Source organism: Pseudomonas aestuarii (assembly GCF_027988105.1).
Taxonomy (GTDB): Bacteria; Pseudomonadota; Gammaproteobacteria; order Pseudomonadales; family Pseudomonadaceae; genus Aquipseudomonas; species Aquipseudomonas aestuarii.
The window spans coordinates 36,097-54,016 of the sequence record NZ_JAQJZJ010000012.1 but is presented as its reverse complement, the minus strand read 5'-3'; the positions used below and the strand labels follow the sequence as shown (position 1 = coordinate 54,016).

The 17,920-nt window shown below is 64.8% G+C and carries 19 protein-coding genes and 1 pseudogene; 9 read left to right on the top strand and 11 right to left on the bottom strand.

The window, feature by feature from the left end:
• Positions 1-6 precede the first annotated feature (6 nt).
• The 4 genes and pseudogenes from PH586_RS20925 (at position 7) to PH586_RS20910 (ending at position 2,634) form a co-directional block, all read left to right on the top strand.
• Entirely contained in the window at positions 7-423 is a 417-nt protein-coding gene (locus PH586_RS20925) for a DUF4426 domain-containing protein (protein ID WP_271349737.1), read from the top strand.
• Positions 423-1,013: pseudogene (rdgB, locus tag PH586_RS20920) on the top strand (RdgB/HAM1 family non-canonical purine NTP pyrophosphatase); the annotation flags it as partial. The gene PH586_RS20925 and the pseudogene rdgB, both read left to right, overlap by 1 nt.
• Before the next feature lie 69 nt (positions 1,014-1,082).
• Positions 1,083-2,276, top strand: coding sequence for a radical SAM family heme chaperone HemW (gene hemW / locus PH586_RS20915; protein ID WP_271349736.1), 1,194 nt, complete (start codon positions 1,083-1,085; stop codon positions 2,274-2,276).
• Between the two features lie 34 nt (positions 2,277-2,310).
• Positions 2,311-2,634 carry a DUF3392 domain-containing protein gene (locus PH586_RS20910; RefSeq protein WP_271349735.1) on the top strand — a complete coding sequence of 108 codons (324 nt, stop codon included), beginning with the start codon at positions 2,311-2,313 and terminating at the stop codon, positions 2,632-2,634.
• 114 nt (positions 2,635-2,748) lie between these two features.
• Here PH586_RS20910 and PH586_RS20905 read toward each other — a convergent pair whose 3' ends face one another.
• The 5 genes from PH586_RS20905 to PH586_RS20885 form a co-directional block, all read right to left on the bottom strand.
• Positions 2,749-3,093 carry a DUF3175 domain-containing protein gene (locus tag PH586_RS20905; protein WP_271349734.1) on the bottom strand — a complete coding sequence of 115 codons (345 nt, stop codon included), beginning with the start codon at positions 3,091-3,093 and terminating at the stop codon, positions 2,749-2,751.
• A gap of 235 nt (positions 3,094-3,328) precedes the next feature.
• Positions 3,329-4,060: a TSUP family transporter gene (locus PH586_RS20900; protein ID WP_271349733.1), complete on the bottom strand. Its 732-nt coding sequence runs from the start codon at positions 4,058-4,060 to the stop codon at positions 3,329-3,331.
• A gap of 24 nt (positions 4,061-4,084) precedes the next feature.
• On the bottom strand, positions 4,085-4,831 hold the full coding sequence (locus tag PH586_RS20895; protein WP_271349732.1) for a DUF3726 domain-containing protein: 747 nt from the start codon (positions 4,829-4,831) through the stop codon (positions 4,085-4,087).
• On the bottom strand, positions 4,831-6,552 hold the full coding sequence (locus PH586_RS20890) for a hypothetical protein (protein WP_271349731.1): 1,722 nt from the start codon (positions 6,550-6,552) through the stop codon (positions 4,831-4,833). Before PH586_RS20890 ends, PH586_RS20895 begins: the two co-directional genes overlap by 1 nt.
• A gap of 188 nt (positions 6,553-6,740) precedes the next feature.
• Entirely contained in the window at positions 6,741-7,643 is a 903-nt protein-coding gene (locus tag PH586_RS20885) for a LysR family transcriptional regulator (RefSeq protein WP_271349729.1), read from the bottom strand.
• A gap of 93 nt (positions 7,644-7,736) precedes the next feature.
• Between PH586_RS20885 and PH586_RS20880 the strand changes: the two genes are divergently transcribed.
• From PH586_RS20880 to PH586_RS20865, 4 genes are all read left to right on the top strand, one after another.
• On the top strand, positions 7,737-9,179 hold the full coding sequence (locus PH586_RS20880; protein WP_271349728.1) for an aldehyde dehydrogenase family protein: 1,443 nt from the start codon (positions 7,737-7,739) through the stop codon (positions 9,177-9,179).
• 10 nt (positions 9,180-9,189) lie between these two features.
• The gene (locus PH586_RS20875) at positions 9,190-10,179 is read left to right on the top strand and encodes a membrane dipeptidase (protein WP_271349727.1); all 990 of its coding nucleotides are present in this window, start codon (positions 9,190-9,192) and stop codon (positions 10,177-10,179) included.
• 47 nt (positions 10,180-10,226) lie between these two features.
• Positions 10,227-11,789, top strand: coding sequence for a BCCT family transporter (locus PH586_RS20870; protein WP_271349726.1), 1,563 nt, complete (start codon positions 10,227-10,229; stop codon positions 11,787-11,789).
• 71 nt (positions 11,790-11,860) lie between these two features.
• Positions 11,861-12,232 (top strand): RidA family protein, encoded by a 372-nt coding sequence (locus PH586_RS20865; RefSeq protein WP_271349725.1) that lies wholly within the window; start codon positions 11,861-11,863, stop codon positions 12,230-12,232.
• Between the two features lie 200 nt (positions 12,233-12,432).
• On the opposite strand, the gene PH586_RS20860 is transcribed toward PH586_RS20865, so the two are convergent.
• From PH586_RS20860 to PH586_RS20840, 5 genes are all read right to left on the bottom strand, one after another.
• Positions 12,433-13,776, bottom strand: coding sequence for a DUF1329 domain-containing protein (locus tag PH586_RS20860; protein ID WP_271349724.1), 1,344 nt, complete (start codon positions 13,774-13,776; stop codon positions 12,433-12,435).
• Between the two features lie 253 nt (positions 13,777-14,029).
• The gene (gene trmB, locus PH586_RS20855; RefSeq protein ID WP_271349723.1) at positions 14,030-14,749 is read right to left on the bottom strand and encodes a tRNA (guanosine(46)-N7)-methyltransferase TrmB; all 720 of its coding nucleotides are present in this window, start codon (positions 14,747-14,749) and stop codon (positions 14,030-14,032) included.
• 121 nt (positions 14,750-14,870) lie between these two features.
• Complete coding sequence (locus PH586_RS20850; protein WP_271349722.1) at positions 14,871-15,665, bottom strand: thiazole synthase; 795 nt, start codon at positions 15,663-15,665, stop codon at positions 14,871-14,873.
• Between the two features lie 18 nt (positions 15,666-15,683).
• A complete protein-coding gene (thiS, locus tag PH586_RS20845; protein WP_271349721.1) occupies positions 15,684-15,884 on the bottom strand; it encodes a sulfur carrier protein ThiS in 201 nt (66 codons plus the stop codon).
• Between the two features lie 140 nt (positions 15,885-16,024).
• Entirely contained in the window at positions 16,025-16,402 is a 378-nt protein-coding gene (locus PH586_RS20840; protein WP_271349720.1) for a DUF423 domain-containing protein, read from the bottom strand.
• A gap of 67 nt (positions 16,403-16,469) precedes the next feature.
• Between PH586_RS20840 and mtgA the strand changes: the two genes are divergently transcribed.
• Positions 16,470-17,204, top strand: a complete 735-nt coding sequence (mtgA, locus tag PH586_RS20835) for a monofunctional biosynthetic peptidoglycan transglycosylase (protein WP_271349719.1) — start codon at positions 16,470-16,472, stop codon at positions 17,202-17,204.
• 70 nt (positions 17,205-17,274) lie between these two features.
• On the opposite strand, the gene PH586_RS20830 is transcribed toward mtgA, so the two are convergent.
• The gene (locus PH586_RS20830) at positions 17,275-17,886 is read right to left on the bottom strand and encodes a hypothetical protein (protein ID WP_271349718.1); all 612 of its coding nucleotides are present in this window, start codon (positions 17,884-17,886) and stop codon (positions 17,275-17,277) included.
• Positions 17,887-17,920 lie beyond the last annotated feature (34 nt).

Here is a 17,920-nt window from a genome sequence, read left to right as displayed (position 1 = left end):
ATCATCATGAGTCGCATCGCCCTACTGTTTATCGCCCTGTGCCTGAGCTTGCCGGCACTGGCCGAACGCAAGCAAAGCTTCGGTGACCTGGACGTGCACTACAGCGCCTTCAACTCCAGCTTCCTGCAACCGGAGATCGCCGCAGCCGTGGGCCTCAGCCGCGGCAAGAAGCAGGGCGTGCTGAATATCTCGGTACTCAAGGCCGGCCAACCAACCGCCGCGGTCGTCAGCGGCGAGATGCGCAACCTGCTCGGCCAGACCCACAACCTGAAGTTCAAGCAGGTGAAAGAAGGCGCGGCTATTTACTACCTGGCGCAGTTCCCCATCGAGCAACAGGAGATACTGCGCTTCAGCATCAGTATCCAGGCGGACGGCGGCAACACCCACAGCCTCGACTTCAACCAGGAACTCTTCCCCGACTGATGATTCAGCTAAACGAACTGGTACTCGCCAGCCATAACGCCGGCAAACTCAAGGAACTCCAGGCCATGCTCGGCAATGCCGTACGCGTGCGCTCGATCGGCGAGTTCAGTGATCTGGAGCCGGAGGAGACCGGCTTGTCGTTCGTCGAAAACGCCATCCTCAAGGCGCGCCATGCCGCACGTGTGTCGGGCTTGCCGGCGCTGGCCGACGACTCCGGCCTGGCGGTGGATTTTCTCGGCGGGGCACCGGGCATCTACTCGGCGCGTTACGCCGATGGCCAGGGCGACGCGGCGAATAACGCCAAGCTGCTCGATGCATTGAAAGACGTACCGGACGCCCAGCGTGGCGCCCAGTTCGTCTGCTGCCTGGCCCTCCTGCTACACGCCGAAGATCCACTGCCGATCATCTGCGAGGGACTCTGGCACGGGCACATCCTGCATGCCGCGCGAGGCAACCAGGGCTTCGGTTACGATCCGCTGTTCTGGGTCGCAGAACGGCAATGCTCCAGCGCCGAACTGTCTCCCGTCGAGAAGAACCAACTGAGCCATCGCGCCCGCGCCATGGCTCTGTTCAAGCAACGGTTGGGCCTGACTGACCGCGAAGACAGCCTGGGCGATGCGGGGCTAGGCGCCGCGCAGCCGCGCCAGCGGAGTTGACTGATGTTCAATGAGCATGGCGCGGCAAGCGGCAACCACGCCCCGCGCGACCAGGCGCACTTCGAGCTGCCGCCGCTGGCGCTGTATATCCATATCCCCTGGTGCGTGAAGAAGTGCCCGTATTGCGACTTCAACTCCCATGCCGCCGGGCCGAGCCTGCCGGAAGAGGAATACGTCGACGCCCTGCTCGCCGACCTCGACCAGGACCTGTCCCAGGTGCATGGCCGGGCGCTGACCTCGATCTTCTTCGGCGGCGGTACGCCCAGCCTGTTCTCGGCCAGGGCGCTGGGCCGTTTGCTCGAAGGCGTGGAGCGCCGCGTGCCCTTCGCCGGCGATATCGAAATCACCCTGGAAGCCAATCCCGGCACCTTCGAACAGGCCAAGTTCCGCGACTACCGGGCGCTGGGCATCAATCGCCTGTCGATCGGCGTACAGAGTTTCCAGGCCGCCAAGCTCAAGGCCCTGGGTCGCATCCATGACGGTGACGAGGCCATCCGCGCCGCCGACATGGCCCGCGCCGCCGGCTTCGACAACTTCAACCTGGACCTGATGCACGGCCTGCCGGACCAGTCGATCGAGGATGCCCTCGGCGATTTGCGCATCGCCATCGCCCAGGGCCCGACCCACCTGTCCTGGTATCAGCTGACGGTAGAACCGAATACGGTGTTCTGGAACCAGCCGCCGCTGATGCCCGAGGACGATATCCTCTGGGATATCCAGGAAGCCGGTCAGGCGCTGCTGGCCGAACACGGCTACGCCCAGTACGAGGTCTCCGCCTACGCCCAGCCCGGCAAGGCGGCGCGGCACAACCTCAACTACTGGAGTTTCGGCGACTTCCTCGGCATCGGCGCCGGCGCCCACGCCAAGCTGAGCCGCCCGGACGGCAGCATCAGCCGCGGCTGGAAAACCCGCCTGCCCAAGGACTACCTGGATCCCGAAAAAAGCTTCAGCGCCGGCGAACGTCTGCTTGGCGCCGAGGAACTGCCCTTCGAATTCCTGATGAATGTGCTGCGCCTCACGGACGGCGTCGCCAGCACGCTGTTCACTCAGCGCACCGGCCTGCCGCTGACGCTACTGGCCGCGGCGCGCGAGGACGCCATGCAGCGCGGCCTCATGCACCGCGACCCGGCCCGCCTGGTCGCCACCCGCGAAGGCCAGCTGTTCCTCAACGACCTGCTGCAACACTTTCTGCCCTGACCTGCTGTGCGCCACGCGGCGCTAAGGACCCCGCTTGGACCTGCTATTCGACCTGATCGCCACCCTGTCGCGCTGGAGCCGCGGCCACCTGTACGACATCGCCCTGGCCATCATGGCCACCCTGCTGGTGCTGTTCGGCCCCGCCATCAATGCCTCGGTGCAACGCAGCATCGGCGGCCTCAACTTCATCTTCCGCACCCTGATTTTCGTGCTGATCTGCGCAGTCGGCTACGGCCTGGCAATGGTCTTCCTCACCCCCTGGCTGGCCCAAGGCCTCGGCCACTTCAACAACTACACCCTGGCGCCGGTGTTGTTGCTGGTGTTCTTCCTGATCGGCGTGCTGGCGGACCGCAGCTAGGCGGCGCCGGCAGCCAAACGGGCGCACCGCTGCGCGAGCACAGCCGAGGGGCCGACCCTCGGCAAACAGGGAGCAGGGACGGCTTGCGCCCCCTGGCAAGCGGGTACTGCCTTGCTAGAGGCGCGCTGCGCCGCTCTTTGCCGGACGCCGCCGCGGCCGACCGAACAACACACGCAACTCATCCTTGGCCGCCTCCAGGCAGGCCCGGCGCGGCTCAGGCAGCTGCCGCCCGGCGCGATTGATGTAGAAATTGAGCATCGCCATCGCCGAGGCGAAGGGCGTGGTCTTGCGCCTGCTGCTGCGCTCGGCCGAGGCCTTGAGCGATGCCGCGATGGCCTGCGGATCGTCCCAGGTGAAGACCCCAGGATCCAGATCCAGAGCGCTGCTGGTCTGGGTCACCTGCTGCGACCAGCCGCGGTATTTCGCCGGGCGGGCGCGCGCTTTCGAGGATGTCGCCATCGGATCTCTGCCGCCTCCAGCGATTCATTCACCCCTGTCAGCTTAGGTCCACTCGCCGCGGCGCACAAAAGCCGCCTGCCGTGTCCGATCCTCAGTTACCGTCGCGGCGCAGCTCATCGCGATCCGACGCACCGCTGCAGGCATCGACCTGATCGGCGGGCGTGCCGATCGCAGCTGAGCCGCTGCCGCTGCCTGTGTAATAGTCAGGGGCGGGGAAACAGGCCGACGCCTCGCCCTAACCCAATAACTGCCAAATACTGTGCGTTAGCAGCCCGACGGCGGCCAGCAGGGAGAGCAGCAGCAACAGCTGACGCGGGCTGCGCTTGTCGAAACGGCCGTCCAGACAGCGGGCCAGGGCATAGCCGACCACCACGCCGGGCGCCAGCTTGAACGTGCTATGCAGATAATCGAGCGGCATGCGTCCCTGGTAAAGCAGGAACAGCACCGAGACCGGGGTGGTCAGCAGGAAGAAGGCGGCCAGTTCATCGCGCGCGCTAATGCGGCCGCAACGCTGGTAGACCAGGGCCATGGGCGGGCCGCCGACCGAGGTGGCAGTGCCCATCAGCCCCGAGCAGAAACCGGCGATGGCCAGGTTGCGCGAGCTGCAGCGAACCTCCAGCCAGCGGTAGCTGGTGAGGGTCGCCAACAGCACGCAGGCACCGAGTAGCAGACCGAGCCAAGCGCTGGGCAGCAAACCGAGCAGCAGACCACCGCACCAGGCGCCGGGCAGCCGTGCCAGAATAGCCGGCAAGGGCCGACGCCAGGCCAGCGACTGGCGATTGCCAAGCAGCATGCAGCTCGCCAGGAGAAAACCCAGCAGCAACACCGGGCCGGGCACATAGTTGGGCTCGAGCAGATACAGCAGCGGCGCAGCCAGCAGGCCGAAGCCGATGCCCAGCAACCCCTGCACCAGGCTGCCGCCCAGCACGATCAGCAGCGCCAGGCATTCGCTGCCGCTGTAGTCCATCAATGCCCGCCCGCCGCGGCTGCGCTAACGGCCGCCGGCGCCGCTGCGCGACTGCTCGGAGTTCTCCACCAGCACCGCTTCGGCCAGCTGGTTGAGCTGTTGCCACAGCTCGATGGAGATATCCATGCCGCCTTCCAGGGCGCCCTCGCCGGCGCGGGCGAACTGCTCGGGGCTCACTTGGCGATAGCCGCTGCGCTGGCCCGTGCTGCCGTGCAACTGCCCCTGCAGGTCGATGCGCGTGCTGAACAGCAAGGTCAGGGTCTGGGTGTCGGCCGTGGCGGGATCGGCCAGCAGCGCCTCACTGTAACTGGGGTGGCGGGCGCCGGCGGCGATGCTGGCGACATGCTCGCTGACCGGCTGCCTGCCGTTCTGCCAGTAGGCCAGCACGCTGATACCGCAACGGGCGCTGTCGACCAGCAGCTTGAGGATGAACTTGCGGTTGTGGCAGTTGCGCACCTTGACGTTGACGCAGCCCTGCTCCAGTACCTTGGTCTGAGCCAGCTCGACGATGCTCGGCAGGCAGTTCAGGCCGCTGCGGCCATGACAGTCGAACAGCAGCGCCTGGCTCTCCTCGGCAAGCAGCTGCAGGGGCGGGCGCTGGCTGTCGGCCACATAAGGCAAGGCGCGCTGCAGTTCGCCGAAGCCCTGCTCGCCATGCACCTGCAGCCATTTCACTAGGGCGGCGGCATCCTCGTAGTAGCCGACGGGATAGCCCATGCCCTCGAACACCCGCTTGAGCAGGGCGGTCAATTCATTCGATGAAATCAGCATCAGCACTTCTCCTCAGTCGGGGCCAGGGGCAGGAACCAGTCGTCCTCGAACGGCTGACCGATATCCTCCAGCAGCGGTGCGCCCTGGAACATGGTGTTGCGCACCCACAGGCGCGAGCGCGGATCGAACTTGCTGACGCCGAAGAAGGCCAGCTTGCAGCGCAGCAGGTGCATGGGCAGCACCTGGCGATCGAGCAGGTTGGCCTGGATCTCGCCGTAATGGGTCTTGGCCATGCTCTGCATGCGCCGCACGATGCCGCGCTGCTCGGGATGCCGCAGGAGGAAGCTGGCGGTGCACTGCGCGGGCTGCTCGGCCAGGTAGGCGCACAGCTGGCGATGACACTGCTGCGCCAGGTAGCCGATGCCCAGCGGCATCTGCTTGTCGCGGCCGCTCTCCAGGTTGCAGTTGCCCAGCCGCGGCTCCTGCTTCTCCTCGGAGCGGTACCAGAAGGTCTCGCTGGCGCCATCGGCGTCGAAGTCGATGGCCAGAGCCCAGGCGTAGTGCCGCTCGATCAGGGCTTGCAGCTCGGCGGCCGGCATCTCGGGTTGCAACTCGAGGGATTCGACCAGGGAAAAGCTGTCTTCCAGGCTGTCGACCAGCTCCGGGTAAAGCTCCAGGAGGATGCAGTTGAGCAGCTCCTGACCCTGCAGGCTGAGTCGCTGCTCAGCCCAGGTCGACAACTGCTCCCAGCTGCGCAGCGGATGGCTGGCGAGCCAGTCCTGCAGCGCGGCGAAGTCTTCCAGCACCTGGCGGTTGTTGCCAGTCTGCCAGTCGTCTTCGGTCACGGTCTGCTGGATATGTGCAATACCACGCACGACCAGCGCCTGCAGGCGGGCCAGGCGCTCTGCGGTGACCTGACCAAGGCCGCGCACCCGCGCCAGGGCCAGCTCACGCATCTCGACCCAGCGACTGATCAGCTGCGGGTGATTGATCAGGTAGGGCGCCATGCCCAGGCCGGTGGAGTTGCCGATGCCGAAGTAGCGCTTGAGCGCCGGTTGCATGGGTACAGCAGTGTCCGGCGCGCGCTGACGGGCGATGTGCTCGGCCTGCTGCAGGCTGAAGTTGCGCAGCATGAAGCAGTTGAACATCTCGGCGGCGAACGGCCGGGCGAAGTCCGGGTGCTTGCTGCTGACTTTCTCCCAGTCGGCCATGCCCAGCTTGCCACTGCCGTACACCGCCGTGGTGCGATAGAGGTAGCCGACCTTGGCGATCTGCTCGACCTCGGGCTGCTGGCCGGCACTCAGGGCCGCCACCACGCTGTCGAAGTTGCGCACGCTGCGGTTGGCCCGCGACAGCACCATCACCCGCGAGTCGAGGCGCCCGGCTTCCTGCAACGGCACGTTAAGGCGCAGGTACTCGACGTAGGCGTCGTCCACCTCGCCCTCGCACAGCGCCATGGTCAGGTCCCACTCGCTGGCGATCACCCGGTCATTGCGCTTGTCCGGATCGAGGTACTGGGAAAACAGCACGAAGCTGAACAGGTCGCCACTGGTCTGCACCCGGTAGATCACCGTGCCATAACCCTCGGCATCCAGCTCGAAACGCCGTGCCTCGATCTGCCAGCCCTCGCGCATGATCTTGCGCACCAGGCTGCGCATGAAACTCAACCGGCTCTGGTGCAGGCTGCCGAGGCGCTCCAGGTCCATGACCACATGGGCCGGACGCAGGCGCACCGCCCGGGTCCCGAGCTTGGCAGAGTCGATGCTTGAAGGAATGCTCATACAGGTGCCCTCGACTGGCGCAAACCGTACCCGGCACTGGGCCTACTGAGGGCCAAGCGGGACACGGCGGGTTGTTGTTATCTGCCGTCGATGGTGGTCCAAGGGCCGACGCAGGGCAATTCAGATCGCCCTATCAGCCGATAAGTGAAACTTATCTATAATGCCTCCCCGATCAAATTAATGAACGTTCAAGCCTGACCCGGATCCAGTTCGTTGTCACGCAGGATGAAGTCGAACAGCGCCTGGGCCGCCACCGGCAGCGAACGATTGGCCAGGCAGACGATGCCGATGTCGCGCACCACCAGGGGCTCGCTCAGCGGAATGAAACGCAACTGGCTGTGCTCCAGCGGAAAGGCAAAGCGCGGCAGGGTAGTGATGCCCATGCCAGCCTCGAGCATGGCCAGCAGGGAAATCATGTTGGACATATAGAACTGCGCGTCGACCACCAGATCTTCGGCGGCGGTGTCGGCCAGCAGGCGTGAGGTGCCGTTAGCGATCAGCCGCTCTCCGCGCAGTTGTTGCCAGCTCAGCTCGGTTTCGCCCGCCAGGCGATGGTCGCTGCGACAGACTACGCCGATGCTGTCCTCCCAGATCGGGATAAAGCGGATGTCGCTCTCCGCCTCCCACAGGCTGGCGATGCCGAAGTCGACCTGCTGGTTCTCGACCATTGCCAGCACCACCTCGGAACTGTCGTCGAACAGGCTGACGTGCAGGTCGGTGGCATCACCGATAAAGCGGGTGAGGATGTCCGGCAGCAGGCGGCTGGCGATCGACGGCACCGAAGCAATGCGCAAATGCCCGGATTTGTGCTGGGCGATCAGGCTCATGTCCTTGATCACCCGGTCATGGTGGGCGATCAATTCCTTGGCGTAGGCCATGAACTGCACGCCGAAGGGGGTCAGTTCCGGCCTGGCCGCGCGGGCATTGCGCTTCTCGAACAGGGCCTGGCCGAGCTTGCCCTCCAAGTCGCGGATCGACAGGGAAATCGCCGGCTGGGTGCGGTGGGCCTTTTCCGCGGCGGCATGAAAGCCCTGCAGCTCATGCACCCAGACGAAGTGCCGCAGTTGGACGATCTTGAGGTCGGCGAGCACGGTAAGTTTTCCTTATCAAACAATATTTACAACTGATTTTAGTTTATCGAAAACGGCGCCTACCATTCGCTAACAGTTTGAGAGGAGGTGCATATGTCCGGCGATATCTTTGCTAACTACATCAATGGCGAGTGGCTTACGGGCTCCGCGACTATCCGTAATATCAGCCCCGCGAACATTCAGGATGTGCTGGGCGACTATGCCCAGGCCGACGCCGGGCAAATCGAGCAGGCCCTCGACGCGGCCATCGCCGGTCAGCTCGAGTGGCAACGCAGCGGCCTGGAGCAGCGCTATCAGGTGCTGACCGCGATCGGTGACGAATTGATCGCGCGCAAGGCCGAACTGGGCGAGCAGCTGGCCCGCGAAGAAGGCAAGACCCTCGCCGAGGGCATGGGCGAAGTCTACCGCTCCGGCCAGTTCTTCCACTACTACGCCGCCGAAGTGCTGCGGCAGATGGGCGAGACCGCCGACTCGGTGCGCCCCGGCGTGGAAATCGAAACCCGCCGCGAGCCAGTGGGCGTGGTCGCCATCATCACCCCGTGGAACTTCCCCATGGCCACCGCGGCCTGGAAGATCGCCCCGGCGCTGGCCTTCGGCAATGCCGTGGTGTTCAAGCCGGCCAACGCGGTACCGGCCAGCGCCTGGTCGCTGAGCGAGATCATCGCCCGCCAGGGCCTGCCGGCCGGCACCTTCAACCTGGTTATGGGTAGCGGCGCCACGGTTGGCGATGCACTGATCCATTCGGCCAAGATCGATGCCCTGAGCTTCACCGGCTCGGTCGAGACCGGGCGCAAGGTCGCCAGCGCCACCGCTGCCAATTTCGTCCGCTGCCAGCTGGAGATGGGCAGCAAGAACGCCCTGATCGTGCTGGATGACGCCGACCTAGAGCAGGCGGTGGAGTGCGCCTTGAACGGCGCCTTCTTCGGCACCGGGCAGAAGTGCACCGCCTCCTCGCGACTGATCGTCACCGCCGGGGTGCACGACCGCTTCGTCGCCAGGTTGGTCGAGCGCATGGGCCAGCTCAAGGTCGGCTACCCGCTACGCGAAGGCGTGCAGATCGGCGCGGTGATCGATGGCAAGCAGCTCGAACAGAACCTGCGTTACATCGAACAGGCCAAGGCCGATGGCGCGGTACTGGCCTGTGGCGGCGAGCGCATCGACGAGGAATACGAGGGCTTCTACATGCGCCCGGCGTTGTTCGTCGACACCCGCAACGACATGCAGATCAACCGCGACGAGGTGTTCGGCCCGATCGCCTGCGTGATCAAGGTCGATGACTACGAGCAGGCCCTGGCCACCCTCAATGACACCGCCTTCGGCCTCACCGCCGGGATCATGACCCAGTCGCTGAAATATGCCAGCGACTTCAAGCGCCGCGCCAAGACCGGCTGCGTGATGGTCAACCTGCCGACTGCCGGCACCGATTACCACGTGCCCTTCGGCGGCCGTAAGAACTCCAGCTTCGGCCCGCGCGAACAGGGCACCTACGCTCGCGAGTTCTACACCGTGGTCAAGACCACCTACATCCGTGCCTGAGGGGTGTGCCATGCATGACGACCTGATCGTGATCGACGGCCTGCAGTACTCCAACTGGGACCGTGAGCTGTTTACCCAACTGCGCCAGGGAGGGGTCACTGCGGTGCACGTGACCCTGGTGTACCACGAGAATGCCCGCGAAACCCTGAGCCGCCTCGGCGAGTGGAACCGCCGCTTCGAGCAGCACGGCGACCTGATCATGCCGGTGGCGGGCGCCGCCGACATCCGCCGGGCCAAGCAGCTGGGCAAGGTGGGGATCTTCTTCGGTGCGCAGAACTGCTCGCCGATCGAGGACGATATCGCCCTGATCGAAGTGTTCCGCCAGCTCAACCTGCTGATCATGCAGCTGACCTACAACAACCAGAGCCTGCTGGCCACCGGTTGCTACGAGGGCAGCGACAGCGGCATCACCCGCTTCGGCAGGCAGGCCATCGCCGAGATGAACCGGGTCGGCATGCTCATCGACATGTCGCACAGCGCAGAGCGCAGCACCCTGGAAGCGATCGAGCTGTCGAGCCGACCGATCATCATCTCCCACGCCAACCCGGGTTTCTTCCATCCGGCCAAGCGCAACAAGTCGGAGACGGTGCTGCGCGAGCTGGGCCGCTCCGGCGGCCTGCTCGGCTTCAGCCTGTACCCCTTCCACCTGCACAACGGCTCGGACTGCAGCCTGGAGCAGTTCTGCGACATGGTCGCGCGCACCGCCGACCTGATGGGCATCGAGCACATCGGCATCGGCACCGACCTGTGCCAGAACCAGCCGCAGTCGGTGCTGGAGTGGATGCGCAGCGGCCGCTGGTCAAAGCAGGTCGATTACGGCGAAGGCTCGGCGAGTAACGCCGACTGGCCCAAGCCGCTCGGTTGGTTCGGCGACAGCCGCGACTTCCCGAACATCACCCAAGGCCTGCTGCAGCGCGGCTTCAGCGCCGAAGACACCGCCAAGGTGATGGGCCTGAACTGGCTAAACACCCTGGAGCAGGGCCTCAAGCCCGCCCCGTAACTGCCCTGAACAACCAACAAGTACAAGATTCTTGTCAGGAGGCTGTAATGAATAGCACGCAACCGGCGACCCACCTCGGAAGTCCCGCCATGAGCTACAAGAGCAAACTGCTGAATGATGTCGATGTGCCGGTGTTCCTTATCAGCGGCGGCTTCATCCTGCTGTTTGCCGCCCTCGCCCTGTGGGACATCGACTCGATGACACTCTGGGTCAACAGCGCCTTCGCCTGGTCGACCAAGCTGTTTGGCGCCTACTGGCAGGTGCTGTTGCTGCTGACCTTCGTCATCGGCCTGTACCTCGCCATGGGCCGCACCGGCCGGGTGCGCCTGGGCGCCCTGGCGACTCCGGAGATGCCCACCTACACCTGGGTGTCGATCATCATGTGCACCCTGCTCGCCGGCGGCGGCGTGTTCTGGGCCGCGGCCGAGCCGATGGCCCACTTCCTCTCCCCTCCACCACTGTACGGCGGTGAAACCGGCACCCCCCAGGCGGCTTACAACGCGCTGGCGCAGAGCTTCATGCACTGGGGATTCCTCGCCTGGGCGATTCTCGGCAGCCTCAGTGGCATCGTGCTGATGCACCTGCACTATGAAAAAGGCCTGCCGCTCAAGCCACGCACCCTGCTCTACCCGCTGTTCGGCGAGCGCGTCATGAGCGGCTGGTTCGGTGCCCTGATCGATTCCTGCTGCGTGTTGGCGGTGGTCGCCGGCACCATCGGCCCGATCGGCTTCCTCGGCCTGCAAGTAAGCTTCGGCCTGGAGAAGTTGTTCGGCATCACTAACGACTACAGCACCCAGCTGGCCATCATCTTCATCCTGGTCGGCATCTACACCCTCTCCGCCGTATCCGGGGTGACCCGCGGGATCAAACTGCTCAGCCAGCTGAATGTGGTGCTGGCAGTGGTGCTGATGCTGTTCATTCTGCTGTTCGGCCCGACCGCGTTCATCTTCGATGCCTACGTGCAGTCCATGGGTATCTATCTGGACAAGTTCATCCCGATGGCCACCTTCCGCGCCGACCCGGCCTGGCTGGACTGGTGGACGGTGTTCTTCTGGGGCTGGTTCCTCGGTTATGGCCCGCTGATGGCGATGTTCGTCGCGCGCATTTCCCGTGGACGCACCATCCGCGAGCTGGTGACGATGATCTCGATCGTGGCGCCGCTGATCACCTGTTTCTGGTTCACCATCGTTGGCGGCAGCGGCCTGGCCTTCGAGCTGAGCAACCCCGGCTCGGTGTCCGAGGCCTTCGCCGGCTTCAACCTGCCGGGTGCACTGCTGGCGATCACCGCGCAGTTGCCGCTGGGCTACCTGATCTCGGTGCTGTTCCTGGTCCTCACCATCATCTTCGTCACCACCACCGGTGACTCGATGACCTACACCATTTCCATGGTGATGACCGGCACCGATCACCCACGCTCGGAGATCCGTGTGTTCTGGGGCGTGATGATGGGCGTGGTTGCGGCCCTGTTGATCTCCATCGGCTCGGGCGGCATCAGTGCCCTGCAATCGTTCATCGTGATCACCGCCGTGCCGGTGTCTCTGGTGCTGCTGCCGGCGCTGTGGAACGCACCGCAGATCGCCCGGCGCATGGCCGACGAGCAAGGCCTCTAATCCCCACCTTGGAGGGAGCGCGGCAGCTGCCGTCTCCCTCTTTTTTATTCTCCACCGAATAGGAGCACGCCATGAAACAGGCGGTGAAAACCCAGCTGTTCCCGTCCAAGGCCCCGCTAGAGTGGGCGGTGATCGGCAACGGTACCCTGTATACCGCACAGATCCCCATCGACACCCAGGGCCAGGTGGTGCCCGGCGGTATCGAGGCGCAGACCCGGCAGACCCTGGACAACCTCAAGCACACCCTCGAATGCGCGGGCCTGGGCATGGACGCGGTGACCCAGGTGCTGATCTACGTCACCGACCGCAGCTACCTGGCCACGGTCAACGCGGTGTACGCCGAATACTTCAACGCGCCTTACCCCAACCGCGCGGCCATGGTCATCGCCGGCCTGGCCCGTGAGGAAATGCTGATGGAACTGGTGGTCTACGCCGCCGCCTGATGCGCATTGCCTAACGCGCTCGCTCGGCACAACCGGCTGGCGCGTCGAGTGCCTGGCACTCACCCCCTGTCGCGGCCACCGCACCAACCCAGGGACACCTTTTCCTCGCGCACCAGCGCCCAATCGCCACAAGCGAGGACGGCGCAGCGCACAGCAAAAAGCCGCCCAGCAGGGCGGCTTTTTGGCGATTGGCTTGAGCCTCAGTTACCGTCGCGGCGCAGGGCCTGCGGGGTGAAGTCACGCGGATCGAGCCGGGCATTGAAGTCGTACATCGACTCGTTGTTGTCCAGGCCGTCGACGAAGTAGCGACCGCCCTTGAAGTCGTACACGGTCTCCAGGGTGCTACCGAACATCGGCACCTCGTAGTAGCTGATCGGATGACTTTCCTGCAGCCCCGTCAGCTCGCCATTCTTGTCGTACAGATCGACCGCCAGGACCTGCCAGCTGTCCTCATCGAGGTAGAAGCGCCGCTTGCCATAGGGGTGGCGGAAGCCCTTGCGCAGCTCGGCCTCGACCACCCACACGCGGTGCAGCTCATAGCGCAACAGCTCGGGGTTGAGCGTGTTGCGCTTGAGGATTTGCTCGTAGGCAATGCCCTGCTGGTGCACCGCGTAGCTGTTGTAGGGCACCAGCATCTCCTGCTTGCCGAGCAGCTGCCAGTCGTAGCGATCCGGCGCACCGTTGTAGGCATCGACCTGGTCGGCGGTGACCAGGCCACTGGTATCGGGGCGCAGGGTGTCGTAGGCCAGCATCGGCAGGCGGCGCACACGCCGTTCGCCGCGGCTGTAGCGCCAGACCTTGCGGATCGCCAGCACCTGATCGAGGGTTTCCTGCACCACCAGCGCGGAGCCCGCCAGCATGCCTGGAGCGAGCACCTTGTACTTGTAATAGAACAGGGTGTTGTCCAGGTCCTGCGGGCTCATGCCTTCGCGGCCATAGCGGAAGTAGACATCACGCTCCAGCTTGAGCAGGTTGTAATCGCCATTGGCGAGCACCGCGGCCTGGTTGGTGACCATGCTGAGCTGCTCACCACGGTAGCGCATGATGTGGTTCCAGATTGCTTCCAGGCCGTTCTGCGGTAGCGGAAAGGGGATGCCTGCCGCAACGCCTTCGACGCCATTGCCGTCGGAGATCAACTGGGCATTCTGGGCGTTGAAGCGGGTGGCATCGTAGATGCGTTGCGGCGCAGCGGCGCTGCGTCGGGTCGGATAGACGCGTAGAAAATAATCCGGATTTTTTTCCAGCAGCACCTTCAGGCCGGCCGGCAATTGCCCCTGGTGCTGGGCGAGGTTCTGGCTGTCGAGCCGATACAGCGGCGCATCGGCGGCATAGGGGTCGGGGTGATGCATACCGGGCCGGTAATTGGCCGGCGGCTGGGCCAGCCCACCCTGCCAAGGGGGAATGGTGCCAGCGACATTGCCGGCCCGCTCGCCACCCAGCGGGGTTAAATCCTCACCCAGTCGCGCGGCCTGGGCACTGTCGACCTGGGCCTGCGCCTGCAGCGCAACGACTGCCAGCAGCAGAATTGAACAGACTTTCAACACAACGAACTCCTCACCGCAGCTGGCGTCTGGCACCACTGCTTTTTTGTGCCCGGACGCAAGAGCGCTCAGGATTGATGTGCTTCGGTGATGCGGTGAGGGCCGTCCTGGCGCCGGGTGGTCCCGATCTTGTGCAATCGTCCTGTGGCTGTGGTTCAGCCGGGTCACGCTGCCGGGGCAGCGCTTGATGCGGATGTTCTGCTTATGCTGCGGCTAGCTAAGCGGCGCTGGCTTTGCGTTCGCTGTAGCCTGACGCTCAATTCTCGCGCTGGAACTTCAGGTCCCAGACGCCGTGGCCGAGACGCTCGCCACGCCGCTCGAACTTGGTCACCGGCCGTTCTGCCGGGCGCTCCACGCAACGGCCGTCGGCCGCCAGGTTGCGGTAACCGGGCGCCACGTTCATCACTTCCAGCATGTATTCGGCATAGGCCTCCCAGTCGGTGGCCATGTGCAGCACGCCGCCGACCTTGAGCTTCTGCCGCACCAACTCGGCAAACGCCGGCTGGACGATACGGCGCTTGTGATGGCGCGCCTTGTGCCAGGGATCGGGGAAGAACAGCAGCAGGCGGTCGAGGCTGGCGTCGGCCACGCAGTTGCGCAGCACTTCCAGCGCATCGCAGCTGTAGACCCGCACGTTGCCGAGGTTCTGCGTCATCAGGCCGTTGAGCAAGGCGCCGACACCCGGGGTGTGTACCTCGACGCCGATGAAGTCCTGTTCGGGCGCCGCCGCCGCCATCTCCAGCAGCGACTGGCCCATGCCGAAGCCGATCTCCAGGGTCCGTGGGGCACTGCGGCCGAATAGCGCATCGAAATCCGCGGCGCCGGCATCCAGTTGCAGACCGAACTTGGCCCAGCCCTGATCGAGGCCGCGCTGCTGGCCTTCGGTCATGCGCCCGGCGCGCATCACGAAGCTCTTGATCGCGCGGTGCTGGCGCTTGTCCTCGGTTACAGCCGAGGGTTGGTGCGATTCGGTCATCGGGGGCTCTTCAAATCGGTGGTTCTTGGGTGTGCTGGCAGCACGCAAAGCTCTCTCGGATCTAGCGAGCTAGAGCCATTTTTAACGCCGTATGGCCGACGCGCAGCAGATCATGTTCGGTTCAGCGGATCAGCCCGTCCAGCGGGGAAGATGCACTGGCATAGAGCTTCTTCGGCATGCGCCCGGCCAAATAGGCCAGACGGCCGGCTTCGATCGCGTACTTCATCGCCTCGGCCATCATCACCGGGTGCTGCGCATGAGCGATGGCGCTGTTCATCAGCACCGCCTCGCAGCCCAGTTCCATGGCGATGGTGGCATCGGACGCGGTGCCCACACCGGCATCGACCAGCACCGGCACGGTCGCCTCTTCGAGGATGATGCGCAGGTTGTAGGGGTTGCAGATACCCAGCCCGGTACCGATCAGGCCGGCCAGCGGCATCACCGCGATACAGCCCATCTCGGCCAGCCGGCGGGCGATGATCGGGTCGTCGCTGGTGTAGACCATCACGTCGAAACCGTCCTTGACCAGCACTTCGGCGGCCTTGAGGGTTTCAATCACGTTGGGGAACAGGGTCTTCTGGTCGGCCAGCACTTCCAGCTTGACCAGCTTGTGGCCATCGAGCAGCTCGCGGGCCAGGCGGCAGGTGCGCACCGCATCTTCGGCGTCGTAGCAGCCGGCGGTGTTGGGCAGGATGGTGTAGCGCGAAGGCGAGATGACGTCGAGCAGGTTCGGTTCACCCGGGTTCTGGCCGATATTGGTGCGGCGCACGGCAACCGTGACGATCTCCGCCCCCGAGGCTTCGATGGCCGCGCGGGTCTCGTCGAGATCCTTGTATTTACCGGTGCCGACCAGCAGACGTGACTGGTAGGCACGGCCGGCCAGGGTAAAAGGCTTGTCGTTACGAACTTGGCTCATTGCAAACTCCAGTGCGGATTAACCGCCACCAATCGCGTGCACCACTTCGACCCGGTCACCGTCGCAAAGCACGGTGGCGGCATGCTGGCTGCGCGGCACTATATCCAGGTTGAGCTCGACCGCGACCCGGCGTTCAGTCAGATCCAGACGGCCGATCAGGTCGGCAACGGTAGCGCCGTCGGCCAGTTCGAAAGATTCACCGTTCAACTGAATACGCATAACGGAGCGGTCACAACTTGGGAGGGGCGGGCATTCTAGCCCGATCGCGGGCGATGGACCAAGGCTAAAGGGCGCCATTCGTCCAGCACTCTGACGCGAGGGTCAGGTTAACCCCGTACCGGCAGCGTCAGCCGCTCGCTTCAGCGGCCGCCGAAGCGCCAGGCCGCCAGGCCGAGGCACAGCCAGCCGGCGAGAAAGGCCAGGCCACCGAACGGCGTGATGATCCCCAGCCCGTCGATGCCGCTGAGGGTCAGCAGATACAGGCTGCCGGAAAACAACAGAATGCCCAGGGCGAAACAGCCACCGGCCAGGTTCACCCATCGACCGGGCGCCTGCAGCGCCAGCAAGGCGACACCGAACAGCGCCAAGGCGTGGATCAATTGATAGTGGCTGCCGGTCTGGAATACCGCCAGGTGCTCGGGGCTGAACCGATTTTTCAAGCCGTGGGCGGCGAAGGCCCCCAGGGCAACACCGGTAAAACCGGCGAAGGCAGACAGCAACAACCAAAGACGCGCCATGCATCACTCCAGACAAGGGCAAACCGGCCGCTATAATGGCCGGCAAAATCCCCCTGGCCAAGCCCGCATGTTTCGCTCCATTCGCCGCCTCATGTTCAAACTGCTGTTCTGCCTCATGGCCGGCTCGGCGCTACTGGTGCTGGTCTTGCGCTGGGTGCCGCCGCCTGGCACGGCCCTGATGGTCGAACGCAAGGTCGAATCCTGGATCGACGGTAAACCGATCGACCTGGAGCGCAGTTGGCGCCCCTGGAACGAACTGCCGGACGACCTGAAAATCGCGGTGATCGCCGGCGAGGATCAGAAATTCGCCGAGCACTGGGGCTTCGATATCGCCGCGATTCGTGCCGCGCTGGTGCACAACCAGCAAGGCGGCTCGCTGCGCGGTGCCAGCACGCTGAGCCAGCAGGTGGCGAAAAACCTGTTTCTCTGGTCGGGCCGCAGCTGGCTGCGCAAGGGCATCGAGTTCTGGTTTACCGGCTTGATCGAGCTGCTCTGGCCGAAACAGCGAATCCTCGAGGTCTATCTCAACAGCGTCGAATGGGGCACCGGCATATTCGGCGCCGAAGCCGCGGCGCGGCATCACTTCAATATCGGCGCGCCCTACCTGTCGGCCCAACAGGCCAGCCTGCTGGCCGCCGTACTGCCGAACCCGCGCCAACGCAGCGCCAGCCAGCCAAGCGCCCAGGTCAGCCGGCGCGCCCGCTGGATTCGCCAGCAGATGCGCCAACTTGGCGGTAGCCATTACCTCGATCGCTTGCAAGCGGCGCGTCTGGACTGGTGGCCGAAGTGGCTGAGAGCCTAGCGCGCATCGGCAGTAGCCTGAACAGCCCGCTCAGCGACTATCCGGAGGAGTGCCGCAATGAGCGTGGAAACTACGGATTACGCTGGCGCTGATGCAGCGCATCACGTGGCACCACACGCAGCAGCTGCAGTTGATCGTCTTCGGTATGGGCCGTCAGGCCCGCCTCGGGATAGACCCAGGCCTGGCCTGCGCCCAACTCCAGCCGCAGGCGCGGTTGGCCGATGCTACTGACCAGCTGCTCGGCGGCCACGGCCTGCTGCGGCTTGAGGCTCAGAGCCACGACGGCATGCGTGCCCAACTCGGCCAATAGTTGTTTGCTGAGTGGCTGCTCCGCGTCGCGTACGCCCACCCCCACCGCGGCCATCAGGCTGTCGCGCTCGGCCTCGCTCAGGCCGAGCTCGGCTTCCAGCGTCCAGGGCGTGCCACTCGCCTGCCAGTCCGCACGATAGAGCAGGCGAGGCGGCTGCAGCCACAGCTCGCCATCGGCCTGAACTCTCAACATCGCCAGACTCAGGCGGTCATCGGCCAAGGGCTCGAGTACGGCGGCCTGCCACTCGGCCAACCAAGGCAGCGGCGCCGCCGCAGGTTGCGGTCGCATAAGCCAGGCGCCCCAGGCGAAGAACAGCAGGGCGACGACAACAAAGATCAAGCCATGCTGCACGCGCAGGGGCGGCATCTTCATACGCATTCTCCAGACGAAAAAAAGCCGCACGAGG

What these genes read in the sequence shown, in the direction of transcription:
- PH586_RS20890 (WP_271349731.1), bottom strand. Translation starts at nt 6,552, where the DNA reads ATGAGCATTCCTTCAAGCATCGACTCTGCCAAGCTCGGGACCCGGGCG.
- PH586_RS20850 (WP_271349722.1), bottom strand. Translation starts at nt 15,665, where the DNA reads ATGAGCCAAGTTCGTAACGACAAGCCTTTTACCCTGGCCGGCCGTGCC.
- trmB (WP_271349723.1), bottom strand. Translation starts at nt 14,749, where the DNA reads ATGACCGAATCGCACCAACCCTCGGCTGTAACCGAGGACAAGCGCCAG.
- PH586_RS20925 (WP_271349737.1), top strand. Translation starts at nt 7, where the DNA reads ATGAGTCGCATCGCCCTACTGTTTATCGCCCTGTGCCTGAGCTTGCCG.
- PH586_RS20865 (WP_271349725.1), top strand. Translation starts at nt 11,861, where the DNA reads ATGAAACAGGCGGTGAAAACCCAGCTGTTCCCGTCCAAGGCCCCGCTA.
- mtgA (WP_271349719.1), top strand. Translation starts at nt 16,470, where the DNA reads ATGTTTCGCTCCATTCGCCGCCTCATGTTCAAACTGCTGTTCTGCCTC.
- hemW (WP_271349736.1), top strand. Translation starts at nt 1,083, where the DNA reads ATGTTCAATGAGCATGGCGCGGCAAGCGGCAACCACGCCCCGCGCGAC.
- PH586_RS20895 (WP_271349732.1), bottom strand. Translation starts at nt 4,831, where the DNA reads ATGCTGATTTCATCGAATGAATTGACCGCCCTGCTCAAGCGGGTGTTC.
- PH586_RS20900 (WP_271349733.1), bottom strand. Translation starts at nt 4,060, where the DNA reads ATGGACTACAGCGGCAGCGAATGCCTGGCGCTGCTGATCGTGCTGGGC.
- PH586_RS20905 (WP_271349734.1), bottom strand. Translation starts at nt 3,093, where the DNA reads ATGGCGACATCCTCGAAAGCGCGCGCCCGCCCGGCGAAATACCGCGGC.
- PH586_RS20840 (WP_271349720.1), bottom strand. Translation starts at nt 16,402, where the DNA reads ATGGCGCGTCTTTGGTTGTTGCTGTCTGCCTTCGCCGGTTTTACCGGT.
- thiS (WP_271349721.1), bottom strand. Translation starts at nt 15,884, where the DNA reads ATGCGTATTCAGTTGAACGGTGAATCTTTCGAACTGGCCGACGGCGCT.
- PH586_RS20830 (WP_271349718.1), bottom strand. Translation starts at nt 17,886, where the DNA reads ATGAAGATGCCGCCCCTGCGCGTGCAGCATGGCTTGATCTTTGTTGTC.
- PH586_RS20880 (WP_271349728.1), top strand. Translation starts at nt 7,737, where the DNA reads ATGTCCGGCGATATCTTTGCTAACTACATCAATGGCGAGTGGCTTACG.
- PH586_RS20870 (WP_271349726.1), top strand. Translation starts at nt 10,227, where the DNA reads ATGAATAGCACGCAACCGGCGACCCACCTCGGAAGTCCCGCCATGAGC.
- PH586_RS20875 (WP_271349727.1), top strand. Translation starts at nt 9,190, where the DNA reads ATGCATGACGACCTGATCGTGATCGACGGCCTGCAGTACTCCAACTGG.